At 69.1% G+C, this 17500-nt stretch carries 19 protein-coding genes and 1 pseudogene; 13 read left to right on the forward strand and 7 right to left on the reverse strand.

Going from position 1 to position 17500, the window contains the following annotated elements; genetic code table 11:
- From QH290_RS15385 to QH290_RS15400, 4 genes are all read left to right on the forward strand, one after another.
- Nucleotides 1–327: AMP-binding enzyme (locus QH290_RS15385; protein WP_425301820.1), on the forward strand; the 327-nt coding region annotated here is incomplete at its 5' end.
- On the forward strand, nt 327–1817 hold the full coding sequence (locus QH290_RS15390; RefSeq protein WP_280383509.1) for a flavin-containing monooxygenase: 1491 nt from the start codon (nt 327–329) through the stop codon (nt 1815–1817). The genes QH290_RS15385 and QH290_RS15390, both read left to right, overlap by 1 nt.
- Nucleotides 1818–1826: 9 nt before the next feature.
- A complete protein-coding gene (locus QH290_RS15395) occupies nt 1827–3218 on the forward strand; it encodes a lipase family protein (RefSeq protein ID WP_280383511.1) in 1392 nt (463 codons plus the stop codon).
- 373 nt (nt 3219–3591) lie between these two features.
- Nucleotides 3592–4023: an EF-hand domain-containing protein gene (locus QH290_RS15400; RefSeq protein WP_280383513.1), complete on the forward strand. Its 432-nt coding sequence runs from the start codon at nt 3592–3594 to the stop codon at nt 4021–4023.
- A gap of 70 nt (nt 4024–4093) precedes the next feature.
- On the opposite strand, the gene QH290_RS15405 is transcribed toward QH290_RS15400, so the two are convergent.
- From QH290_RS15405 to QH290_RS15415, 3 genes and pseudogenes are all read right to left on the reverse strand, one after another.
- A complete protein-coding gene (locus tag QH290_RS15405) occupies nt 4094–4624 on the reverse strand; it encodes a DUF5994 family protein (RefSeq protein WP_280266405.1) in 531 nt (176 codons plus the stop codon).
- A gap of 32 nt (nt 4625–4656) precedes the next feature.
- Nucleotides 4657–5400 (reverse strand): annotated as a pseudogene (locus QH290_RS15410) (fatty acid desaturase family protein).
- 74 nt (nt 5401–5474) lie between these two features.
- Nucleotides 5475–6008 (reverse strand): DUF5994 family protein, encoded by a 534-nt coding sequence (locus QH290_RS15415; protein WP_280383516.1) that lies wholly within the window; start codon nt 6006–6008, stop codon nt 5475–5477.
- A 204-nt stretch (nt 6009–6212) separates the two neighbouring features.
- Here QH290_RS15415 and QH290_RS15420 point away from each other — a divergent pair, with 204 nt between their 5' ends.
- A complete protein-coding gene (locus QH290_RS15420; protein WP_280266407.1) occupies nt 6213–6359 on the forward strand; it encodes a DUF6307 family protein in 147 nt (48 codons plus the stop codon).
- A 37-nt stretch (nt 6360–6396) separates the two neighbouring features.
- Here the strand turns inward: QH290_RS15420 and QH290_RS15425 are convergent, their stop codons facing one another.
- Nucleotides 6397–7233 (reverse strand): helix-turn-helix transcriptional regulator, encoded by an 837-nt coding sequence (locus QH290_RS15425; protein ID WP_280266408.1) that lies wholly within the window; start codon nt 7231–7233, stop codon nt 6397–6399.
- A 130-nt stretch (nt 7234–7363) separates the two neighbouring features.
- Here QH290_RS15425 and QH290_RS15430 point away from each other — a divergent pair, with 130 nt between their 5' ends.
- Complete coding sequence (locus QH290_RS15430; RefSeq protein WP_280266409.1) at nt 7364–7807, forward strand: nuclear transport factor 2 family protein; 444 nt, start codon at nt 7364–7366, stop codon at nt 7805–7807.
- The gene (locus QH290_RS15435) at nt 7804–8658 is read left to right on the forward strand and encodes an NAD-dependent epimerase/dehydratase family protein (RefSeq protein ID WP_280266410.1); all 855 of its coding nucleotides are present in this window, start codon (nt 7804–7806) and stop codon (nt 8656–8658) included. The genes QH290_RS15430 and QH290_RS15435 overlap by 4 nt, the downstream gene beginning before the upstream one ends.
- 6 nt (nt 8659–8664) lie before the next feature.
- On the opposite strand, the gene QH290_RS15440 is transcribed toward QH290_RS15435, so the two are convergent.
- A complete protein-coding gene (locus QH290_RS15440) occupies nt 8665–9273 on the reverse strand; it encodes a flavodoxin family protein (RefSeq protein WP_280383518.1) in 609 nt (202 codons plus the stop codon).
- A 170-nt stretch (nt 9274–9443) separates the two neighbouring features.
- Here QH290_RS15440 and QH290_RS15445 point away from each other — a divergent pair, with 170 nt between their 5' ends.
- From QH290_RS15445 to QH290_RS15455, 3 genes are read left to right on the forward strand one after another with little or no spacing between them, the layout of a single operon-like run.
- Nucleotides 9444–11468 (forward strand): CocE/NonD family hydrolase, encoded by a 2025-nt coding sequence (locus tag QH290_RS15445; RefSeq protein ID WP_280383520.1) that lies wholly within the window; start codon nt 9444–9446, stop codon nt 11466–11468.
- Entirely contained in the window at nt 11461–12396 is a 936-nt protein-coding gene (locus QH290_RS15450) for an alpha/beta hydrolase fold domain-containing protein (RefSeq protein ID WP_280383526.1), read from the forward strand. The genes QH290_RS15445 and QH290_RS15450 overlap by 8 nt, the downstream gene beginning before the upstream one ends.
- A 3-nt stretch (nt 12397–12399) precedes the next feature.
- Nucleotides 12400–13683 carry an ATP-grasp domain-containing protein gene (locus tag QH290_RS15455; RefSeq protein WP_280383522.1) on the forward strand — a complete coding sequence of 428 codons (1284 nt, stop codon included), beginning with the start codon at nt 12400–12402 and terminating at the stop codon, nt 13681–13683.
- On the opposite strand, the gene QH290_RS15460 is transcribed toward QH290_RS15455, so the two are convergent.
- Complete coding sequence (locus tag QH290_RS15460) at nt 13680–14774, reverse strand: hypothetical protein (RefSeq protein WP_280266414.1); 1095 nt, start codon at nt 14772–14774, stop codon at nt 13680–13682. The two genes, QH290_RS15455 and QH290_RS15460, sit on opposite strands and share 4 nt — an antisense overlap.
- Nucleotides 14775–14800: 26 nt before the next feature.
- On the reverse strand, nt 14801–15127 hold the full coding sequence (locus tag QH290_RS15465; RefSeq protein WP_280383524.1) for a hypothetical protein: 327 nt from the start codon (nt 15125–15127) through the stop codon (nt 14801–14803).
- Nucleotides 15128–15289: 162 nt separating this feature from the next.
- Here QH290_RS15465 and QH290_RS15470 point away from each other — a divergent pair, with 162 nt between their 5' ends.
- Genes QH290_RS15470 through QH290_RS15480 form a run of 3 tightly spaced genes read left to right on the forward strand, consistent with a single transcriptional unit; the run spans nt 15290 to nt 17186 of the window.
- On the forward strand, nt 15290–16330 hold the full coding sequence (locus tag QH290_RS15470; protein WP_280266416.1) for an iron-containing redox enzyme family protein: 1041 nt from the start codon (nt 15290–15292) through the stop codon (nt 16328–16330).
- A 9-nt stretch (nt 16331–16339) separates the two neighbouring features.
- Complete coding sequence (locus tag QH290_RS15475) at nt 16340–16996, forward strand: class I SAM-dependent methyltransferase (protein ID WP_280266417.1); 657 nt, start codon at nt 16340–16342, stop codon at nt 16994–16996.
- A complete protein-coding gene (locus tag QH290_RS15480; protein ID WP_280266418.1) occupies nt 16974–17186 on the forward strand; it encodes a CDGSH iron-sulfur domain-containing protein in 213 nt (70 codons plus the stop codon). Before QH290_RS15475 ends, QH290_RS15480 begins: the two co-directional genes overlap by 23 nt.
- The last annotated feature ends 314 nt before the right edge of the window (nt 17187–17500 follow it).

Consider the following 17500-nt stretch of genomic DNA (forward strand, 5'->3'; position numbering starts at 1 on the left):
GTCTCCGGCGGGGAGAACGTCTTCCCCGGCGAGGTCGAAGACCGTCTCGCCACCCACCCCGACATCACCGACGCGGTCGTGATCGGCGTCCCGGACGCCGAGTTCGGGCAGGTACTCAACGCCTTCGTCGTGCTCGGCCCCCACGCCGCGGCGCCGAGTGAGGACGCGCTCAAAGCCCATGTGCGCGAAGAACTCGAGCGCTACAAGGTGCCCAAACGGTTCATCGCGCTCGACGAGATCCCCCGCAACGCCAGCGGCAAGGTCCTGCGCGCGAAACTGCACGCCGCGGCCGGATCTCGAGCCATGTGCCCGAAAGGCGAAAGCTGATGGCTACCAAGCCGATTCGTACACCGAAGATCGTCATCATCGGTGCCGGTGTCGCCGGAATCTCGGCCGCGGTCACGCTCGAGAAGGCCGGATTCGACGATTTCGTGATCCTGGAGAAGGGAGCCGACGTCGGCGGGGTGTGGTTCTGGAACCGCTACCCCGGGCTGACCTGTGATGTGCCCTCGCAGCTCTATCAGTTCGGCTTCGCCCCCAAACCCGACTGGAGCCGGGTCTGGGCCACCGGCCCGGAGATCCAGCGCTACCACGCCGAGGTCGTCGACCGCTTCGGGTTGCGCGCGCATCTGCGCCTGAACAGCGAGGTCACCGACGCGGTCTTCGATGGTCGCCGCTGGACCGTCACCGTCGCCGACGGTGCCGAGTTGCGGGCCGACTTCGTGATCGCCGCGACCGGGGTCCTGCATCATCCGTTCACCCCGGACCTGCCGGGCCTCGACAGCTTCGAGGGGGCTGTCGTGCACACCGCCCGCTGGGACGATTCCATCGTCACCGCGGGCAAGCGGATCGCGGTGGTCGGTTCGGGTTCGACCGGGGTGCAGGTGGTTTCGGCGCTGCAGCCGGACGCGGCGAAGCTGATCCAGTTCACCCGCACACCGCAGTGGGTGCTGTGGGCGCCCATGGGATTGCCCCAATCCCGGCTGGCGGCAAGGGTATTCGCGGCGTCGCCGACCCTGCACGAGCGGGTGTACGCGGCCTCGCTGTGGGCCTCGGGCATCCTCGCCGATGTCGCCCTGCGCCCGACCTGGCGGCGGCGCGCGGTGCAACAGCTGGCGCGGCTGTCGCTGCGCGTCCAGGTTCGCGACGAGGCCCTGCGGCAGGCATTGACACCGAACTACCAGCCTCTGTGCAAACGGCAGGTCGTCTCCGGCACCTACTACCGGGCGATCCAGGCCGACAATGCCGAACTGGTCACCGAGAAGATCACCGAGGTCACCCCGACCGGTCTCCGCACCGCCGACGGGCGCGAACATGCCGTCGACGTCATCGTTTTCGCGACGGGTTTCCACCCGCACAACTACATGCGGCCGATGAACCTGCGCGGCCGCGACGGCCTGCACATCGACCAGGCCTGGGCGAAAGGCCCACGCGCCTACCGGATGACGGCGATTCCCGGATTCCCGAACCTGTTCACCGTGCTCGGCCCGAACTCACCGACCGGCTCGATCTCGCTGCAGTATTCGGCCGAGCTGACCGCCCGCTACATCACGCGCTGGCTGCGCCGGTTCGCCGCGGGCGAATTCGACACCGTCGAAGTCACCGAGGCCGCGACGGCCCGATTCAACGACGCCGTCGCCGCGGCGATGGGCCCGACGGTGTGGAACACCGGCTGCAACTCCTGGTACTTCACCGACCAGAACACCATCGACCTGTGGCCCTTCGACCGCAAGACGATGACCACCATGCTCGCCGAACCCGACGATCGCGACTTCCTGATCACCGCGACCGCGGACAGCACCGCGGCGACAGCATAAGGAGAATCGATGTCCCCAGGCACGATGACGTGGCGGCCGACACGAGGCACCGGTCGGCGGAGACGGCCGCTGGCGAAGCTCGGGACGGTGGTCCTCGCGGCCACCGCGGCGCTGACCGTCGGCGCCGTACCCGCCACCGCGGCACCGGGTTCCGGTTCGGCCTCGGGTTCGTCGCAGGGCGGCGACTTCTACCTGCCGCCCACGCCGCTCCCGGCGGGCGCACCGGGGCAGATCCTGCGCAGCGAGCCGTATTCCCTGGCCCTGGCGCTGCCCGGCCGGGACGGGCAGGTCCCGGCCGAGGCCACCCGCCTCATGTATCTGAGTGCCGACACCCACGGCGACCCGGCCGCGGTCACCGGCACCTATCTCGAACCCACGCTGCCGTGGAACGGACCGGGGCCGCGCCCACTCGTCGCGGTCGCGCCGGGCACCCAGGGCCAGGGCGACCAGTGCGTGCCGTCGAAAGGTTTCGCCCAGCTCATCCACTACAACTTCCCCCTCGACATCTGGGCCAGCTATGAGGTGATCACCGCCTACGCGCTGCTCGCCCGCGGCATGGCCGTGGTGATCACCGACTATCACGGCCTCGGCACTCCCGCCGTGCACGACTACGTCAACCGCGCCGCCGAAGCCCATGCCGTCCTCGACTCGATCCGCGCGGCCGAGGCGCTGACCGGAATCTCGCGTCCCACCGGGATTTTCGGCTACTCCCAGGGTGGCGGCGCGGCCGCCGCCGCTGCGGAACTCCAGGGCGAATACGCTCCCGAACTCGACCTGCGCGGCACCTACACCGGAGCCACCCCCGCGGACCTGCGCGAGGCCATGCTGACCTCGCCTGCGCTGAACGGGGTCGTGCCCGGTGTGATCGGTGGCACCGCTGCGGGGTTGCTGGGCTATGTGCTCAACGGCATCGTCGCCAACCAGCCCGAGACCGCGCCGATCATCGACGCCGTCACCAATCCCGCGGGCAAGCAGATGATGGCCGAGCTGGCCGACACCTGCATCGGCGAGGCGGTCCTGCGCACCCTGTTCCGACCGCCGAACTGGTACACCGCCGGAGGCCGCACCCCCGCCGAACTTCTCGACAGCTCACCGGAATTGGCGGCCATCATCGACGAGCAGCGCATCGGCAGACGCAAGCCCGTCGCACCGGTCCTGATCGCCGCGGGCACCAACGACGATGTCCTGCCCTACCCGCAGGCCCGCCAGCTCGCCGTGGACTGGTGCGCGCAGGGCGCGAGCGTGCAGTTCGAACCGACCACCTGGCTGCCGCCACTGTTTCCCAGCCTCGGCATCGGCCACCTGCTGGAATACCTGCCCGCCACCTTCGCCGCCCACGACTGGCTCACCCAGCGCCTGGCAGGCACACCAGCACCGACCAACTGCGCGCGCCTGCCCTGACGTCCTCGGCATGCGGCTGCCGCCGCCAGCGGCGGATCGCCGGACCATATTCCACGATGACCATTCGCGCAGTCGTGGTGCTCATCCGTCGCCGCTCGTCCGGCCCGGGCCGCCGGTGCTCACCGACTCGAGGAGCGACAGCACCGTCTTTAGCGCAGCCATCGCCGTACCCCTGCTGCCCGCGGTCGGGCAAATCGCAGCGAGCACCATCCGATTCCGTTCGGGGTTTCCGGGAATCCGGCTCGAGTTGCCGAAATCTCATGTGGCACAACCGAAAAAGGGCCAGGCGCCAATCCTCCCGCCACCACACCGTATCCTGATCCGGCGGTCACTCGCGGGCCGTCGAAGGGTCCGATCCACTGGGAGGAACGGCATGCAGACGAGCGATTTTCTCCGGCGCAAACTCGAACGACGGTTCCAGACTTTCGATTTCGACGGCAACGGCCGCATCGATCGCGGCGACTTCGAATCCTCCGCAACCGCGGTCGCCGATGCGTTCGGTCACGGTGCCGACTCGCCCGCCCGGCAGCGGCTGCTGGAACTGAGCCTGAGGTTGTGGGACCTGCTCGCCTCGGTCGCCGACACCGACGGAGACGGCCTGCTCGACGCCGACGAACACGTCCGCTGGACCGGCGCCCTGATGCACCTGCCCGAATCCGACGCCCGCACCATCCACCACCGCCTCGACACCGACGGCGACGGCCACATCAGCACCGACGACCTGCTACACGCCATCCACGACTACTACTTCGACGACACCCCCGACAGCGTCGGCACCTGGCTCCTCGGCCAGCTCCCCGACTGACAACAGCACCGCCATCACGCCCGGGGGCGCGCTGGCAGCTGGCGCGTAGGGATCAGGCCGAGGACGACGGTCACGGGAGACTCCCGACCTTCGTGCACCCGGCGTTCCATCGCTGCTGTGCGACGGCGCTTTTCGTGCGGGCCCTGCGCGCCGATGGCCGGATCGCCAGCAGGTGGTCCACGGTGGCGGTGTTGTCGGTGGCGGACGCGGACACCATTGCCGTGAATGCGTGGTCCGCGTCGGTGGTGGGCGGGATCACGAGCAGGACCAGTCGCCGGTCGGCGATATCGAGCACCTCGATCGTGTGCACGGTGTTGTAGGGATGCCCGTCGAGTCGCACGGCCTGTCCGCCGATGGCGAGATCGCCGGGCGCCGTGGCCCATTCGGCGAGGTTGTAGCTCACTCGGTGGACGGGTCCGAGCCGGATTGCCAAGGCGGCCAACATCAATGGCAGCTCGGCGGCGAGGTCGTCGCCGTAGGGCCACCACGCTCCGTCGACGTAGCCGGTCTTGGCGGGGTTGGTTTTCAGCCGCAGTCGCAGCGTGGGTTCGGCGGGCGGGCTGTGGGCCACGGTCCCGGCGTGGGTGTGTTGACGCGTCATGTCCGACGCTCCTGTCTCGGCCGCGAACGGGCCTATTTCTTCGAATCGGACGACGCGGCAGCCTCGAGGTGAGGATCATGCGATATGTCGCCGATATGTTTATTGTACCGCACGGTCGGCAATGCCAGCCGGAGGATCTTCAGCCACACCGTTCCGATCTGCCTGCTCAGCGGGCCGGTGTTGTAGGACAGGCCGTATTTCTCACACAGCGCGCGCACCTCGGGCGCGATCTCCGAGTACCGGTTGGACGGCAGATCCGGGAACAGGTGATGCTGTCGGACCATCCGCGCTTGCCCCGCACGATGTTGTCCACCTCCAGGTCGTGCAGCAGCAGACCCCATTCGACCGACAGCATCAGCGCGAACGCGTACACCGGATTGCCCAGGTAGTACGGTTCCAGCGCTGCTCCTCGGTGATGCGCAGCAGCCCGTAGCCGAGGTCGCGATCGCGGCCGTGGATGTTGGTGTAGGTAGTTGTGGGAGCGCTTCACTGATCGGCCGGGCACACCAGATCCCACTCGAACACACGGGAATTCAGGCCCGGCTCGCGCATCCAGTCCCACTGGCCGTGCAACACGTTGTGGCCGATCTCCATATTGTCCAAGATCTTGGAAACACTCAGCGCCGCGCCTTGATGATCGAGTAGATGTTTTCGCGGTCTCTCGTGCCCAGATCGGCGGTGATCCGCGCGCGCAGCTCGTCCAGCTGCCGACCGATCTCCTCGACCTCCCGCGGGCCGAGGGCCAACCGACCGTCGGTTTCGGTGCGTGCGACCATATCGCCTGTCCCCTCCACATCGACGAGGCACAGAACCGGAGGTGATTCTACAACCGTATTCTATTGTGTACCAGTTAGTTTCGGCTCGAATAGGGGGTAGACCCGCCTTCGGACTCCCATCGTTGTTCTGCGCCACCGATTTCCACACCGACCTCGTCGTGCTGTGGTGCGGTGAAGGCGAGCAGGGACGCGGCGGTCGAGGCGTTATGGGGGTCGGCCGCGGCCGTCATGGCGGCCTCCGCGGAGTCTCGGGTGGTGTGCGGCGGGATGATCAGCAGGGCGAGGGCGGTGCCCCTGAGTGGGACGACGTCGATGGTGTGAGCCGGTCTGTACCGGTAACCGTCGAGGTGCACCCTTCGGCCTTCGATGGCCGCTTTACCGGGAGCCGGAGCCCAGGTGTCGAGGTGGTAGATCACGCGATCGATCGGCCCGAGCCGGGCGGTGAGCACCGCGAGCAGATCGGGGAGTTCGGCGACGAGGTCGTCGCCGTGCGGCCACCATGCGCCGTCGACGGGCCGGGGGCGGCGGGATTCGGGCGCGACTCGAAGCCGCGGGCTGTAGCCGGAACTCTTGTGCCGCACCGCGATGGCGGGGGCGGGTGGTGTCATCGTGGACGCTCCTCTCTCGGCCGGAACGACCGTGCCGGACGGCGAGCCCGAAGATGATGAGCCCTCGGATCGCCGAGACACCTCCAGTACACGCCGAACAACACCTGATGTCAACAGTGTAGACATGCGCTGTAGCGGCCAGCTAGGCTGGGCTTGACAGCTGGTCGACATCGACAGGCGCGCCGGATCGAGAAGGAATCAAGAATGGCAATGCCAACGCCCTACGAGCGCCGGGTGGCTCGCGTCCGAGACGCCGTGCAGAAGCACTCCGACCTCGACGGCAACGCCGCGACCGCACTCGCCGAACATGTGCTCCACGCACTCGACACGATCCCGGAGAAAATTCGCTGACCCTCCGCGGGCGACTGGGAATCGCTCGGCCGTCGGGCTATTCGCCCTGGACCCCGAGGCGGGTGAGGGCGGTGGCGGTCGGGCTGCCCGGGTCCGCGGTGTACATCGCCAGTTGCAGGTCGGTGCCGGGGAGCAGCAGGGTTTGGCAGGTCACCTCCAGCTCGCCCAGGTCGGGATGGTGCAGGATCTTGCGCAGCGTGGGTACCGGTCGCACGTCGTGGTCGCGCCAGCCCGCGGCGAATTCCGGGCTGTGCGCCGCGAGTTCGTTGACCAGCTCGCCGAGCACCCGGTCGGCCGGGTAGCGGACGGCGGCCGTGCGCAGCTGGGCGGCGAACTGCCGGGCGAACTCGCCGTCCGCACCGGCCGCCGCCCGGCAGAACGTGCCGCCCAGCCGGATGGAAAGCTTCACGGTGTTGCGCTGGTCGGCGGGAAGCAACTCCAGCCCGGGGATCAACGCGGCCGCGGCGCTGTTGAAGGCCACGATGTCGAGCCGCTCGTCGATCAGGTAGGCGGGTATCGGCCCGAGCCGGTCCAGCAGTTGCCGCGCCTCGGCGGGCACCGGTGACCGATCGGCGGCCGAGCCGGGCGGCACCTGCCCGGCCAGCCGCGCCAGATGCTCGCGCTCCGCGGGCGTGAACCGCAGGGCCGTACCCAGCGCGGCCAGCACCTCGGGGGACGGACGCGGAGCGCGGGCCTGCTCCAGCCGCTCGTAGTAGCTGACCGACATCCCGGCCAGCGAGGCAACCTCTTCACGACGCAAACCCGGAGTGCGCCTTGCGCTCCGGCCCGCCTGGTGGGTGACGCCCGGCACCTGGTCCGGGCGCAGCGCCTCCCGGCGGTGGCGCAGGAAATCGGCCAGTTCGGCTCTGCTCACTCTGTCCATGGTGGCACGGGTCGCCGGGCTCAGCCACGGACCGGCAGTCCGGGGCTCGGCTGTGGGTTCCCGGGCGGCGCGGGCGCGGCCAGTCTGAATTGCGTACCGCCCGTGGAACATTGGAGAGGATATGTCGAGAACTCCCGAGCAGACGATGCGCCGGCTGCTGGAGCTGATGGTGGCGAAGGATCCGGACGGCGCCGCCGACCTGTGGGCCGAGGACGGCACCGCCGAATTCCCGTTCGCCACCGGGGACTCGCCGCGCCGGTTGACCGGGCGCGAAGAGATCCGCCGCTACCTGGCCGGATTCCCGAATGTGTATGACCTGCAGGAGATCCCGGCGTTCGCCGTGCTCCACACCGACCGACCGGACACCGTCGTGGTGGAGTACCACGCCACCGGACGCTCGGTGCGCACCGGAGAGCCCTACCGGATGGACTACATCGTGGTGATTACCGTTCGCGACGGCGCGATCACCGGCTTCCGGGACTACTGGAACCCGCTGGCCAATGCCACGGCGGCCGGAACGCTGCCCGAGCTGCTCGACACGCTGCGGCCCGGGACCACCCGATGACCGGCGTCCTGGTGACCGGTGGCACCGGCACCACCGGCAGCTCGCTGGTGACGCTGTTGCGCGGCAAAGGCATTCCCGTCCGGGTGGCCAGTCGCAACCCGGCTGCCGACGACCGCGACGCGATCCGGTTCGACTGGAACGATCCGGCCACCCATCCGGCCGCGCTGCGCGGGATGGATCGGATCTTCCTGGTGCCGCCGGTGAACACCGTGGACCCGATGCCGCTGGTCGAACCCTTCCTGGCCGAGGCGCAGCGGCTCGGCGTGCGACGGGTGGTGCTGCTCGGCTCCGCCGTCGTGCTGCCGAACGCACCCAGCGCGCTGGAGATGGCCGCGCGGGTGCGGGCCCGGCCGGGATGGGTCGTGCTGCGCGCCTCCGGATTCATGCAGAACTTCCTGAGCCCGCACCCGATCGGAGAGCGCATCCGGCGGCACGGCGAGGTTCGCACCGCCGCGGGCGACGGCCGCATGGGCTGGATCGACGCGCGCGATATCGCGGCCGCCGCCTCCGCCTTGCTGACCGCCCCGGACCCCGAGTCCGACGACCGGCGCGACCACCTGCTCACCGGGCCGAAGGCCCTGAGCTACCCCGATGCGGCGGCGCTGATCACCACCCACACCGGGCGGCCGGTCCGTGCGGTGGCGATCGGGGTCGACGAGCAGGCGGCGCTCTACCGGGCCGCGGGCATGTCCGCCGAGTTCGCGGCCGCCATCGCCGCGGTGGACATCGGTGTCCGAGCCGGTGCGGAGGACCGCGTCAGCACCGCGGTGCTGGACCTGACCGGCCGTCCGCCCCGCACCTTCGCCGAATTCGTCCGCGACCACGCGACGCACTGGGCGGGCACCGGATAACCCGCCCTAGCCGTACCCGTCGGTGCGCAGCAGGCGGGCGAGGTGGGCGGCGTTGCGGGCGAGGGTGGCCGTGGTACCGGCGACCGCATCCGGGGTCTTCTCCAGGTCCTGGTAGTCGGTTCCGCCCATGGCCTGGTCGTTCCAGTAGGTGCAGCCCTGGGCGGGGATGGTGAATCCGATGTCGTCGAGGGCCTGGAACAGATCCGCGGCGATCTTGTGGGCGCCGTCCTCGTTACCGACGATCGCGGCGATGCCGACCTTGTCGAACATCGCCGGACGGTCCCGGTCGTCGGTCTTGGACACCTCCGCGTCCAGGCGTTCCAGGACCCGCTGGGCGACTGACGACATGTGACCGAGCCAGGTGGGCGTCGAGATCAGCACGATGTCGGCGGCGGCGACCTTGTCGCGGATGCGCGGCCATTGGTCACCGTCGCCCTCGTCGTCGCTGATGCCCGGTCGAATATCGAAGTCCACGACCCGCACGACGGTCCCGGCGACGTCGTGCGACGCCAGCTCGGCGAGTACCTGTTCGGCCATCAGCTCACTGCTGGAGCGATCCGGTGACTGTTTCAACGTGCACACCAGCGCGACAGCGCTCACGTCATGTTCTCCCATTCCCGATCACACTCCTTCCGTCTTCTCGCGCATACCCGCTGGTCCGGCATCCAACCGAGGCACGCGCCGCGACAGCTTCGCGAGTCCGAATCCGGCGGCCTCGGCGACGTTGTGTAGCCCGCCGACGAACGGGTAGCCGGGCGAATACGCGCCGCACGGAAAGGAAGCGAATGCGGACGGTCACGTCGCTGCCTCGACAGATCACCGTGGACGAGCACGTGTGGATCCCGATGTCCGACGGGATCAGGCTGGCGGCCAAGCTCTGGCGGCCGATCGCCGCGGACGACCGACCGGTTCCGGGCGTGCTGGAGTACATCCCCTACCGCAAGCGGGATCTCACCGCGGTACGGGATTCGATTCACCATCCCTATATGGCCGCGCACGGATACGCGTGTGTCCGAGTCGATTTGCGGGGTACCGGGGAGTCCGAGGGCGTGCTCGCCGACGAGTATCTCGAGCAGGAACATCGCGACGCCGAGGACGTTCTGGCGTGGATGCGCGAGCAGCCCTGGTGCGACGGTCGGCTGGGCATGATGGGTATCTCCTGGGGCGCCTTCAACTCCCTACAGGTCGCGGCGCGCCGGCCGCCCGGATTGCGGGCCATCGTCATCTCGTCGTTCACCGACGATCGCTATTCCGACGACATGCACTACATGGGCGGCGCGCTGCTGTCGGACAACATCGCCGAGTCGGCGACCATGTTCGCCTACAGCACGCTGCCGCCCGATCCCGCGCTGGTGGGCGATCGCTGGCGCGAGATGTGGTTCGAGCGCTTGGAGAATTGCAGCCTGTGGGCCGCGAACTGGCTCGAGCACCAGCGCCGCGACGAGTACTGGCGGCGGGCGTCGGTGTGTGAGAACTACGCCGATGTCCGGGTTCCGGTGCTGGCCTCGAGCGGGTGGGCGGACGGGTACTCCAACGCCGTCGCCCGATTGCTCGCCCACCTGGACGTCCCGCGCAAGGGGCTGATCGGGCCCTGGTCCCACAGGTATCCGCACCTGGGTGAGCCGGGCCCGGCCATCGGCTACCTCCAGGAGGTGGTGCGCTGGTGGGACCGCTGGCTGCGGGATATCGACAACGGCGTGATGGACGGGCCGATGCTCTACACCTGGATGCAGGACAGCGTGCCGCCGTCCACGGCGTACGAACAGCGGCCCGGCCGGTGGGTCGGCGAGCCGAGCTGGCCCTCGCCGCATCTGCGGCCCGTCGAATATCCGCTGGCCAGACACCGGATCGGGAATCCCGGGGAAGACGTACCGGCGGCGGATCTGGGCCTGGAATCGCCGTTGTCGGTGGGCCAGTTCGCCGGGAAGTGGGCGTCCTACAGCGCGCCGCCGGACCTCCCGTACGACCAGCGCGAGGAGGACGGCGGCTCGCTGGTGTTCGACACCGGCGAGCTGACCGAGCGATGCGAAATCCTGGGCGCGCCGATCCTGACCCTCGAGGTGTCCGCCGACAAGCCGGTGGCCATGATCGCGGCCAGGCTGTCCGACGTCGACCCCGACGGCCGGGCGACCCGCGTCACCTACGGCCTGCTCAATCTGACCCATCGGGACGGTCACGACGATCCGCGCCCGGTGGAACCCGGCGCGCGGTACCGCGTCACGGTGCAACTCAACGCGGTGGCGCAGGCATTTCCCGCCGGGCACCGGATCCGGCTGTCGGTGTCGTCGTCGTATTGGCCGCTGGCCTGGCCGCCGCCGGAACCCGCGCGGCTGATCGTCCACACCGGGGGCAGCAGCCTCCGGTTGCCGATCCGGCCGATCGCGGAATCCGACGAGATCCCGCCGCAGCCGTTCGGCGCGCCGGAGGGCTCGGAGCCGATGCCGACCACCCAGATCACCCCCGGCGAACAGAGGTGGACCGTCTCCCGCGACCTGATCGACTACCACTCGGCGCTGAACATCGTCAAAGACGCCGGACTGGTGCGTTTCGACGAGCACGACCTGCGGGTGGACCGCCGAGTGCGCGAACACTACCGCTGGCAGGCCGACGACTTCTGTTCCGCCACAGCGGAAACCGCGTGGTCGATGACCTTCTCCCGCGGCGACTGGCTGACCAGAACCGAAACCCGCACCCACGTTACTTGCACGCCGACGGATTTCGTCGTGCACGCCCAACTCGACGGTTTCGAGGGTGAGCAGCGGACGTACTCGCGAAACTGGAAGCGGAGGATCCCTCGTGACCATGTCTGACATCCGGCCCACCTCTCGTGACTCCGGGGCACCCAGCCTGCGGGCCCGGATGTTGATCGCGGCGCTGCGGCTGACGGGGGCCAAGCGCACCTTCGCCTCCGCGACGGCGCTGCGCCGCAGCATCGACAAGAGCCAGCGGCCCCGACGGGACAGGCCACCGGCCGCGCTGTGCCGACGTCATCGCGTGACGCAGTGGGAGGTGCACGGACGGCCGGTGTTCACGATTCGTCCCCGGCACGGCAGCGGCTCCCGGCACGTGTTCTACCTGCACGGTGGCGCGTACGTCCATCAGATCCAGCGGGACCACTGGAAGTTCCTGTCCCGCTTGGTCGATCGGACCGGGTGCACGGTCACGGTCCCGCTCTATCCCCTCGCGCCACACCACCACCCGGGCGACACGATCCCGATGATCGTGGCCGCCCACGACGCGGCCTTCGCCGACACCTCACCGGAAGACAGGGTCTTCATGGGTGATTCGGCCGGTGGAGCGCTCGCGCTGGTGCTGGCACGCAGCATCGGCGCGGCGGGTGCGGCCGGTCCGAAGGACGTGGTGATGATCTCGCCGTGGCTCGATGTCACCATGTCCGATCCGACGGCCGAGGACATCGACCCCCACGATCCCTACCTCGGTATCTCAGGCCTGGCCGAGGCCGGACGGCTGTACGCGGGCGGGCGAGACCGCTCGGATCCCGTGATCAGCCCGCTGTTCGCGCCCGCCGCGACGCAGGGACGCCTGAGCCTGTTCGTCGGCACGCGCGATGTGCTGCTCGCCGACGCCCGCCGCTTCCGCGCGCGCTGCGCGGACGAAGGTGTCGACCTCGGATACTTCGAATACGAGGGCATGTTCCATGCCTGGCTGCTGGCCGACATCCCCGAAGCGCGCCGCGCGATGCGGCACTTGGTACGGATCGTTCAGGAGGCGGCATAGGCCATGGAGAAGACCGACATTTTCGTCATCGCCCTGGACGAGGGGAATCTCCGCACGCTGGAACAAATTCCGGATGCCGACAGGTTCCGCTTCCACCCCCTGCTCGGGGTGGAGGAAACCCAGGAGGGTGAGATCCCGATCGAAGACCTACTGGACAAGGCGCAGCGGACGCTCGACGCGTTCGACGGGCGGATCGGCGCGATCGTCGGATACTGGGACTTCCCCGTCACCGCGCTCGTACCCCTGCTCTGTCAACCGCTGGGCCTGCCCAGCACCGATCTCGAAGCGGTGGTCAAGTGCGAACACAAATATTGGAGTCGGCTCAAGCAGAGCGAGGTGCTCGACGATCTCCCGAAGTTCGGCATCGTCGACCTCGAGGGTGAGCCGCGGCTACCGGACGGCATGGACTATCCGGTCTGGCTCAAACCGGTCAAATCCTTCTCCTCGGAGCTGGCCTTCCACGTCCACGACGACGACGAGTTCGACAAGGCCGTCGTGCAGATCCGCGGCGGTGTCGGCCGGGTCGGCAGGCCGTTCGAGTTCATCCTCGATCGGATCGAGCTGCCGCCCGAGATCGCTCGGGTCGGTGGCCAGGCCTGCCTGGCCGAAGAGACTCTCATCGGGGTCCAGGCGGCGACCGAAGGCTATGTGCACCAAGGGAGGGTGACCCTGAACGGTGCCCTGGACTCGATCAACTACCCCGATACGCCCTGCTTTCTGCGGCACCAGTATCCGTCCCAATTGCCACACGAGATCGTGGCCCGGATGTTCGACATCTCCGAGCGGGTCATCACCCGGATGGGCATGGACAATTCGATGTTCAGCATCGAATTCTTCTGCGACCCGGACAGCGGGCGGGTGTCGGTGCTCGAGATCAACGCACGACATTCACAGTCGCACGCCGATCTGTTCGCGGCCGTGGACGGCATACCCAATCACCACTGCATGGTCCGGCTCGGATTGGGGCTCGATCCCGCCCTGCCGCGGGGCGAGGGCCCCTACGAGATCGCGTCGAAATGGTATTACCGGAGGTTCTCCGACGCTCTCGTCACACGGATTCCGACCGAGGACGAAATCGACCGGCTGCAACGCGAAATCCCAGGCGTCACCATCGAAGTCGTGCCCGCCGAGGGAACCAGGCTGTCGGACATGCCCGCGCAGGACAGCTACAGCTACGAATTGGCGGACCTGTTCATCGGCGCCGACAGCGAAGCGGAAATGACCCGCAAATTCGACCGCTGCGTCGAATCGCTGCACTTCGAGTTCGACGAGACGCAAACCCGTTAGGTGTCCGAGGTGTCGCGCAGTTGTTCGGCGCGGCGCCGGCGTTCCAGCTCCCGGTGCCCGTAGGCGGCCTTGCGCACCGTGACGTCGTCCTCCAGGCCGGAGCCGACCGCACCGGCGATGGTGCCGAGCACCGCGGCCATGAGCGCGATCGTGAGATAGTCCCGCACATCGACCGAGCGCGCCAGGACGGTCGCCAGGTACGCGGGCGGAATCGCCACCGCGACGGCGGCGAGCGCGAGCAGATAGAGAACGGCGAAGAACGTGCCCGCGCCGACCGCGACCGTGGTGAGCGTGCCGGTATTGCGGAGCGTGCGATCCGGGTCGCGCGATCGCAGGCTGCCCGGTGCCGGGCGCTCCCACAGGCTGTGCCCCGCAACGGTCCATACGGTCAGCGTGGTCAGCGCGGCGGCGGTCACGGCGATCAACCGCACCGGTCCGAGCGCCGTGGCCAGCTGCCAGATACTGGAGTAGAGCACGCCGAACGCGGTACCGGCCAGCGCGCCCGCCAGGGCGTTGGACAGCCCGACGATCAGCTGCCACGGCCGATTCGCACGCACCATCCCGGCCAGCAGCGTGGCGACGCCCGGCAGCCGGGAACGGTGCACGTGGATCTCTCCGGTCGCGTCCCCGCGTCTGACACGCAGGCCGCGCGGCAGCCGGGCGGCGAGGTCGTCGCGGGGGTTGTCCGGAATGCGGGTCTCCGGCCGGATCGCGCCGATCACGGCCAGAACGAGGGCGGTCAGCCGGTGACGCAGCCGCACCCCGCCCAGCGCGGGAACGGATACGAGCGCGATGTGGCGTCGCGTGTCGACGGTGGCGACCATCACGCCTCCCGCGTCGCGCAGCGGCAGATCGGTGAGGCACAGCGCCAGATCCCACGAGGTGTCGCGGACGTGGTGGCGCGCCTTGTCGATGAGGTAGTCGTCCCCGGGGTGCATCGCCTCGAAAGGGTCACCGAGAACCTCGACCCGCCACCTGAGATCCGCTGCGCCACAACGGCGTAGCGCGTCCGGCAGGTCGTCGGCGAGTTGCCGGGCCAGCCGCGCCGGGAGGTCGGGATCGGCCAGCACACCGATGGTCACCTGTGACACGAATCCTCCCAGCTCGCCCGGCCGCGTCAGTGCCCCATCGGGTCGCGCAGTGTCAAACCCTCGTCGGACTTGATCCGCCGGTGCTCCAGCAGCAGCCAGACGCCGCCGGTGAGCGCGCACGCCACGGCCACCACCGCGGCCACGACGGCCCACCCGGCGAAGCCGTAGCCAGCCGCCGTCAGGGCAAGCGCGGTGGCGACAATGCCCAACGCGCACAACACGATTCCGGGGATGTTGTACCCGTCCTCGAGCCCCTCCCCCGCGTGTTTGCGCGAGGTACGCGTCTCGTCCGGAAACTCCGCGGCCCCGCGCCGCATCCGCCGTTCGGGGGCCGCGGTCTCACTGTCCTGCATATCCGCCTCCTCCGGGCCGTCGTACCTGTCCCGCCGCGCGGGGTTCGCCGAGGCGGCGCACGCCGACCGGCTACCCGCGCAGCGATGCTCGAAACAACCAACGGACCGGTCTTCGGTCCGCGCGGCTCGTGTGGCGGAGCCGACGGCGGGTAGTCGCCGAATATGACCACCGCCGATACCACCCTCGCCGATCCGGTCGCCGCTCCCCTGCCGAGCCCGCGCGGGCCGCTGTCCAGCCACGCGCGCGCCGTGCTGAGCGGCGCGGTCCCGGGTCCGGCGCCCGACATCACCGCCGCCGACCCCTACGGCGACGACCTGCACCTCGCGCTGCACATGTGTTACGAGCTGCACTATCACGGGTTCGACTCCGTGCCCGCCGACCGCGAGTGGGATCCGGGGGTGCTGCGACTGCGGGCGGCGCTGGAGGACCATTTCGTCGCGGCGCTGCGCCGCGATGTCGCCGGGGGCGACGATCTCGACGGCGAAATGGATCGGCTGGTGACCGAGCCGAAGGAGGCCGGTGGCGTCGGCGCCTTCCTGGCGGAGCAGGGCCGCTGGTGGCATCTGCGCGAGTATTTCGCACACCGGTCGATCTATCACCTCAAGGAGGCCGATCCCTACGCGTGGGTGATACCGCGGCTGCGCGGCCATGCGAAGGCGGCGCTCGTGGCGGTGGAATTCGACGAATTCGGCGGCGGCCGCGGCGAGCGCGTGCACGCCCGCCTGTTCGCGGATCTGCTCGCGGGCGCCGAGATGTCCCCGGACTATCTGCACTACCTGGACGTGGCGGCGGCGCCGATGCTGGCGCTGGTGAACATGATGTCGCTGTTCGGCCTGCACGGCAGTCGCCGCGGCGCGCTGGTCGGGCATTTCGCGACCGTGGAGATCACCTCGCCACCGGCCGCGCGGCGCATGGCCGAGGTGCTGCGCCGCCTCGGCGCGGATCCGGCCTGCGTGCACTTCTACACCGAGCACATCGAGGCCGACGCCGTGCACGAGCAGGTCATGCGGCGCGAGGTGATCGGCGACCTGCTGCGGCAGGACCCCGATGTGCTGCCGTCGGTGGTCTTCGGCATCCAGGCCACCAACCTGCTCGAGGACCGCATCGAACGGCACCTGCTCGACGACAGCTGGCGGCGCGGGCGCACCTCGCTGCACATACCGGATCCGATCGGGACGGGTGGTACGGCGATAACCGGGTAGTCGCCCGACATGATGTTGTTCCGCGCACCCGGCGTTTATCGCCCGCAGACCGACACCGAACTGCTGATGCGGGCCATGGCGGCCGCGCCCATCCCGCGTGGGGCGCGGGTGCTCGACCTGTGCACGGGCACGGGCGCCCTGGCCCTGTACGCGCAGCGACTCGGGGCGGAAGACGTTACCGCCGTTGATATCTCGCGTTCCGCGCTGCTGTCGGCGTGGCTCAACAGCCGCGCCCGCGGGCGGCGGCTCGCGGTGCGGCGCGGCGATTTCACCCGGATGCGGTGGCCGCGCCCGTTCGACGTCGTGGTGGCCAACCCGCCCTACGTCCCCGGTCCCGCCACCGTGCCGCCCCGCGGCCGGTGCCGCACCTGGGAGGCGGGCCCGACCGGCCGCGCGGTGCTCGACCCGCTGTGCGAAACGCTGCCCGGCCTGCTCGCCTACCGCGGCACGGCGCTGATCGTGCACTCCGGGGTGTGCGGGCCCGAGCGGACGCTGCGCCAGCTGCGCGACGGCGGACTCAAGGCCGCGGTGGTGGCCCGAGCGAGGACGCCGTTCGGGCCCGTCATGCGACGCCGCGCCCGATGGCTGGCGGCCACGGGCCTCATCGACCCGAACGACCGAGACGAGGAACTGGTGGTCATCCGTGCCGACCGAACCACACCCTGAGCCGCGCCGCGTCCGGCTCACCGCCGAGGGCCCGGCCCTGATCGACGGACCGGTCGACCTGGTGACCGACGACGGCACGGTCCTGCACTGCGACCGATTCACCGTCGCCCTCTGCCTGTGCCGACGCTCCAAGATCTACCCCCTGTGCGATACCAGCCACCGGCGGGCAGCGCGGCCTCGGAGGCAATAGACATGAAATAGAAATAAAGAGCAGACAGAGACCGAATCAGCAGATCACGGTTTGGCAACATATCCGAGTGGGTAATCCCTCGATATGGCTGTAGATACAGACCCCGACCTGCACGCACAGCGATTCGAAGCCGGAACGATATTACTCGGACTCCTGATCAACACGATCTTGGTCGCCGGGGTCGCGGGGGGTTAAAAAAACGGGCGGGCGGGGCGCCCCCCGGGCGGGGGGGGAAGCGGGGGGACGGCGCCGCCACGCCCCCGAACGTCGACCCGCGCCCCCCAAGGAAATCAAAAGCGGATATAAAAAGTGTA

Source organism: Nocardia wallacei (genome assembly GCF_029869545.1).
GTDB classification, from domain to species: domain Bacteria; phylum Actinomycetota; class Actinomycetes; order Mycobacteriales; family Mycobacteriaceae; genus Nocardia; species Nocardia wallacei_A.

Excerpts from the sequence above, each read along its gene's own strand:
- QH290_RS15465 (WP_280383524.1), bottom strand. The coding sequence starts at position 15,127 with ATGCAGGACAGTGAGACCGCGGCCCCCGAACGGCGGATGCGGCGCGGG.
- QH290_RS15390 (WP_280383509.1), top strand. The coding sequence starts at position 327 with ATGGCTACCAAGCCGATTCGTACACCGAAGATCGTCATCATCGGTGCC.
- QH290_RS15475 (WP_280266417.1), top strand. The coding sequence starts at position 16,340 with ATGATGTTGTTCCGCGCACCCGGCGTTTATCGCCCGCAGACCGACACC.
- QH290_RS15430 (WP_280266409.1), top strand. The coding sequence starts at position 7,364 with ATGTCGAGAACTCCCGAGCAGACGATGCGCCGGCTGCTGGAGCTGATG.
- QH290_RS15470 (WP_280266416.1), top strand. The coding sequence starts at position 15,290 with ATGACCACCGCCGATACCACCCTCGCCGATCCGGTCGCCGCTCCCCTG.
- QH290_RS15450 (WP_280383526.1), top strand. The coding sequence starts at position 11,461 with ATGTCTGACATCCGGCCCACCTCTCGTGACTCCGGGGCACCCAGCCTG.
- QH290_RS15440 (WP_280383518.1), bottom strand. The coding sequence starts at position 9,273 with ATGGGAGAACATGACGTGAGCGCTGTCGCGCTGGTGTGCACGTTGAAA.
- QH290_RS15415 (WP_280383516.1), bottom strand. The coding sequence starts at position 6,008 with ATGACACCACCCGCCCCCGCCATCGCGGTGCGGCACAAGAGTTCCGGC.
- QH290_RS15435 (WP_280266410.1), top strand. The coding sequence starts at position 7,804 with ATGACCGGCGTCCTGGTGACCGGTGGCACCGGCACCACCGGCAGCTCG.
- QH290_RS15455 (WP_280383522.1), top strand. The coding sequence starts at position 12,400 with ATGGAGAAGACCGACATTTTCGTCATCGCCCTGGACGAGGGGAATCTC.
- QH290_RS15445 (WP_280383520.1), top strand. The coding sequence starts at position 9,444 with ATGCGGACGGTCACGTCGCTGCCTCGACAGATCACCGTGGACGAGCAC.
- QH290_RS15405 (WP_280266405.1), bottom strand. The coding sequence starts at position 4,624 with ATGACGCGTCAACACACCCACGCCGGGACCGTGGCCCACAGCCCGCCC.
- QH290_RS15400 (WP_280383513.1), top strand. The coding sequence starts at position 3,592 with ATGCAGACGAGCGATTTTCTCCGGCGCAAACTCGAACGACGGTTCCAG.
- QH290_RS15420 (WP_280266407.1), top strand. The coding sequence starts at position 6,213 with ATGGCAATGCCAACGCCCTACGAGCGCCGGGTGGCTCGCGTCCGAGAC.
- QH290_RS15395 (WP_280383511.1), top strand. The coding sequence starts at position 1,827 with ATGTCCCCAGGCACGATGACGTGGCGGCCGACACGAGGCACCGGTCGG.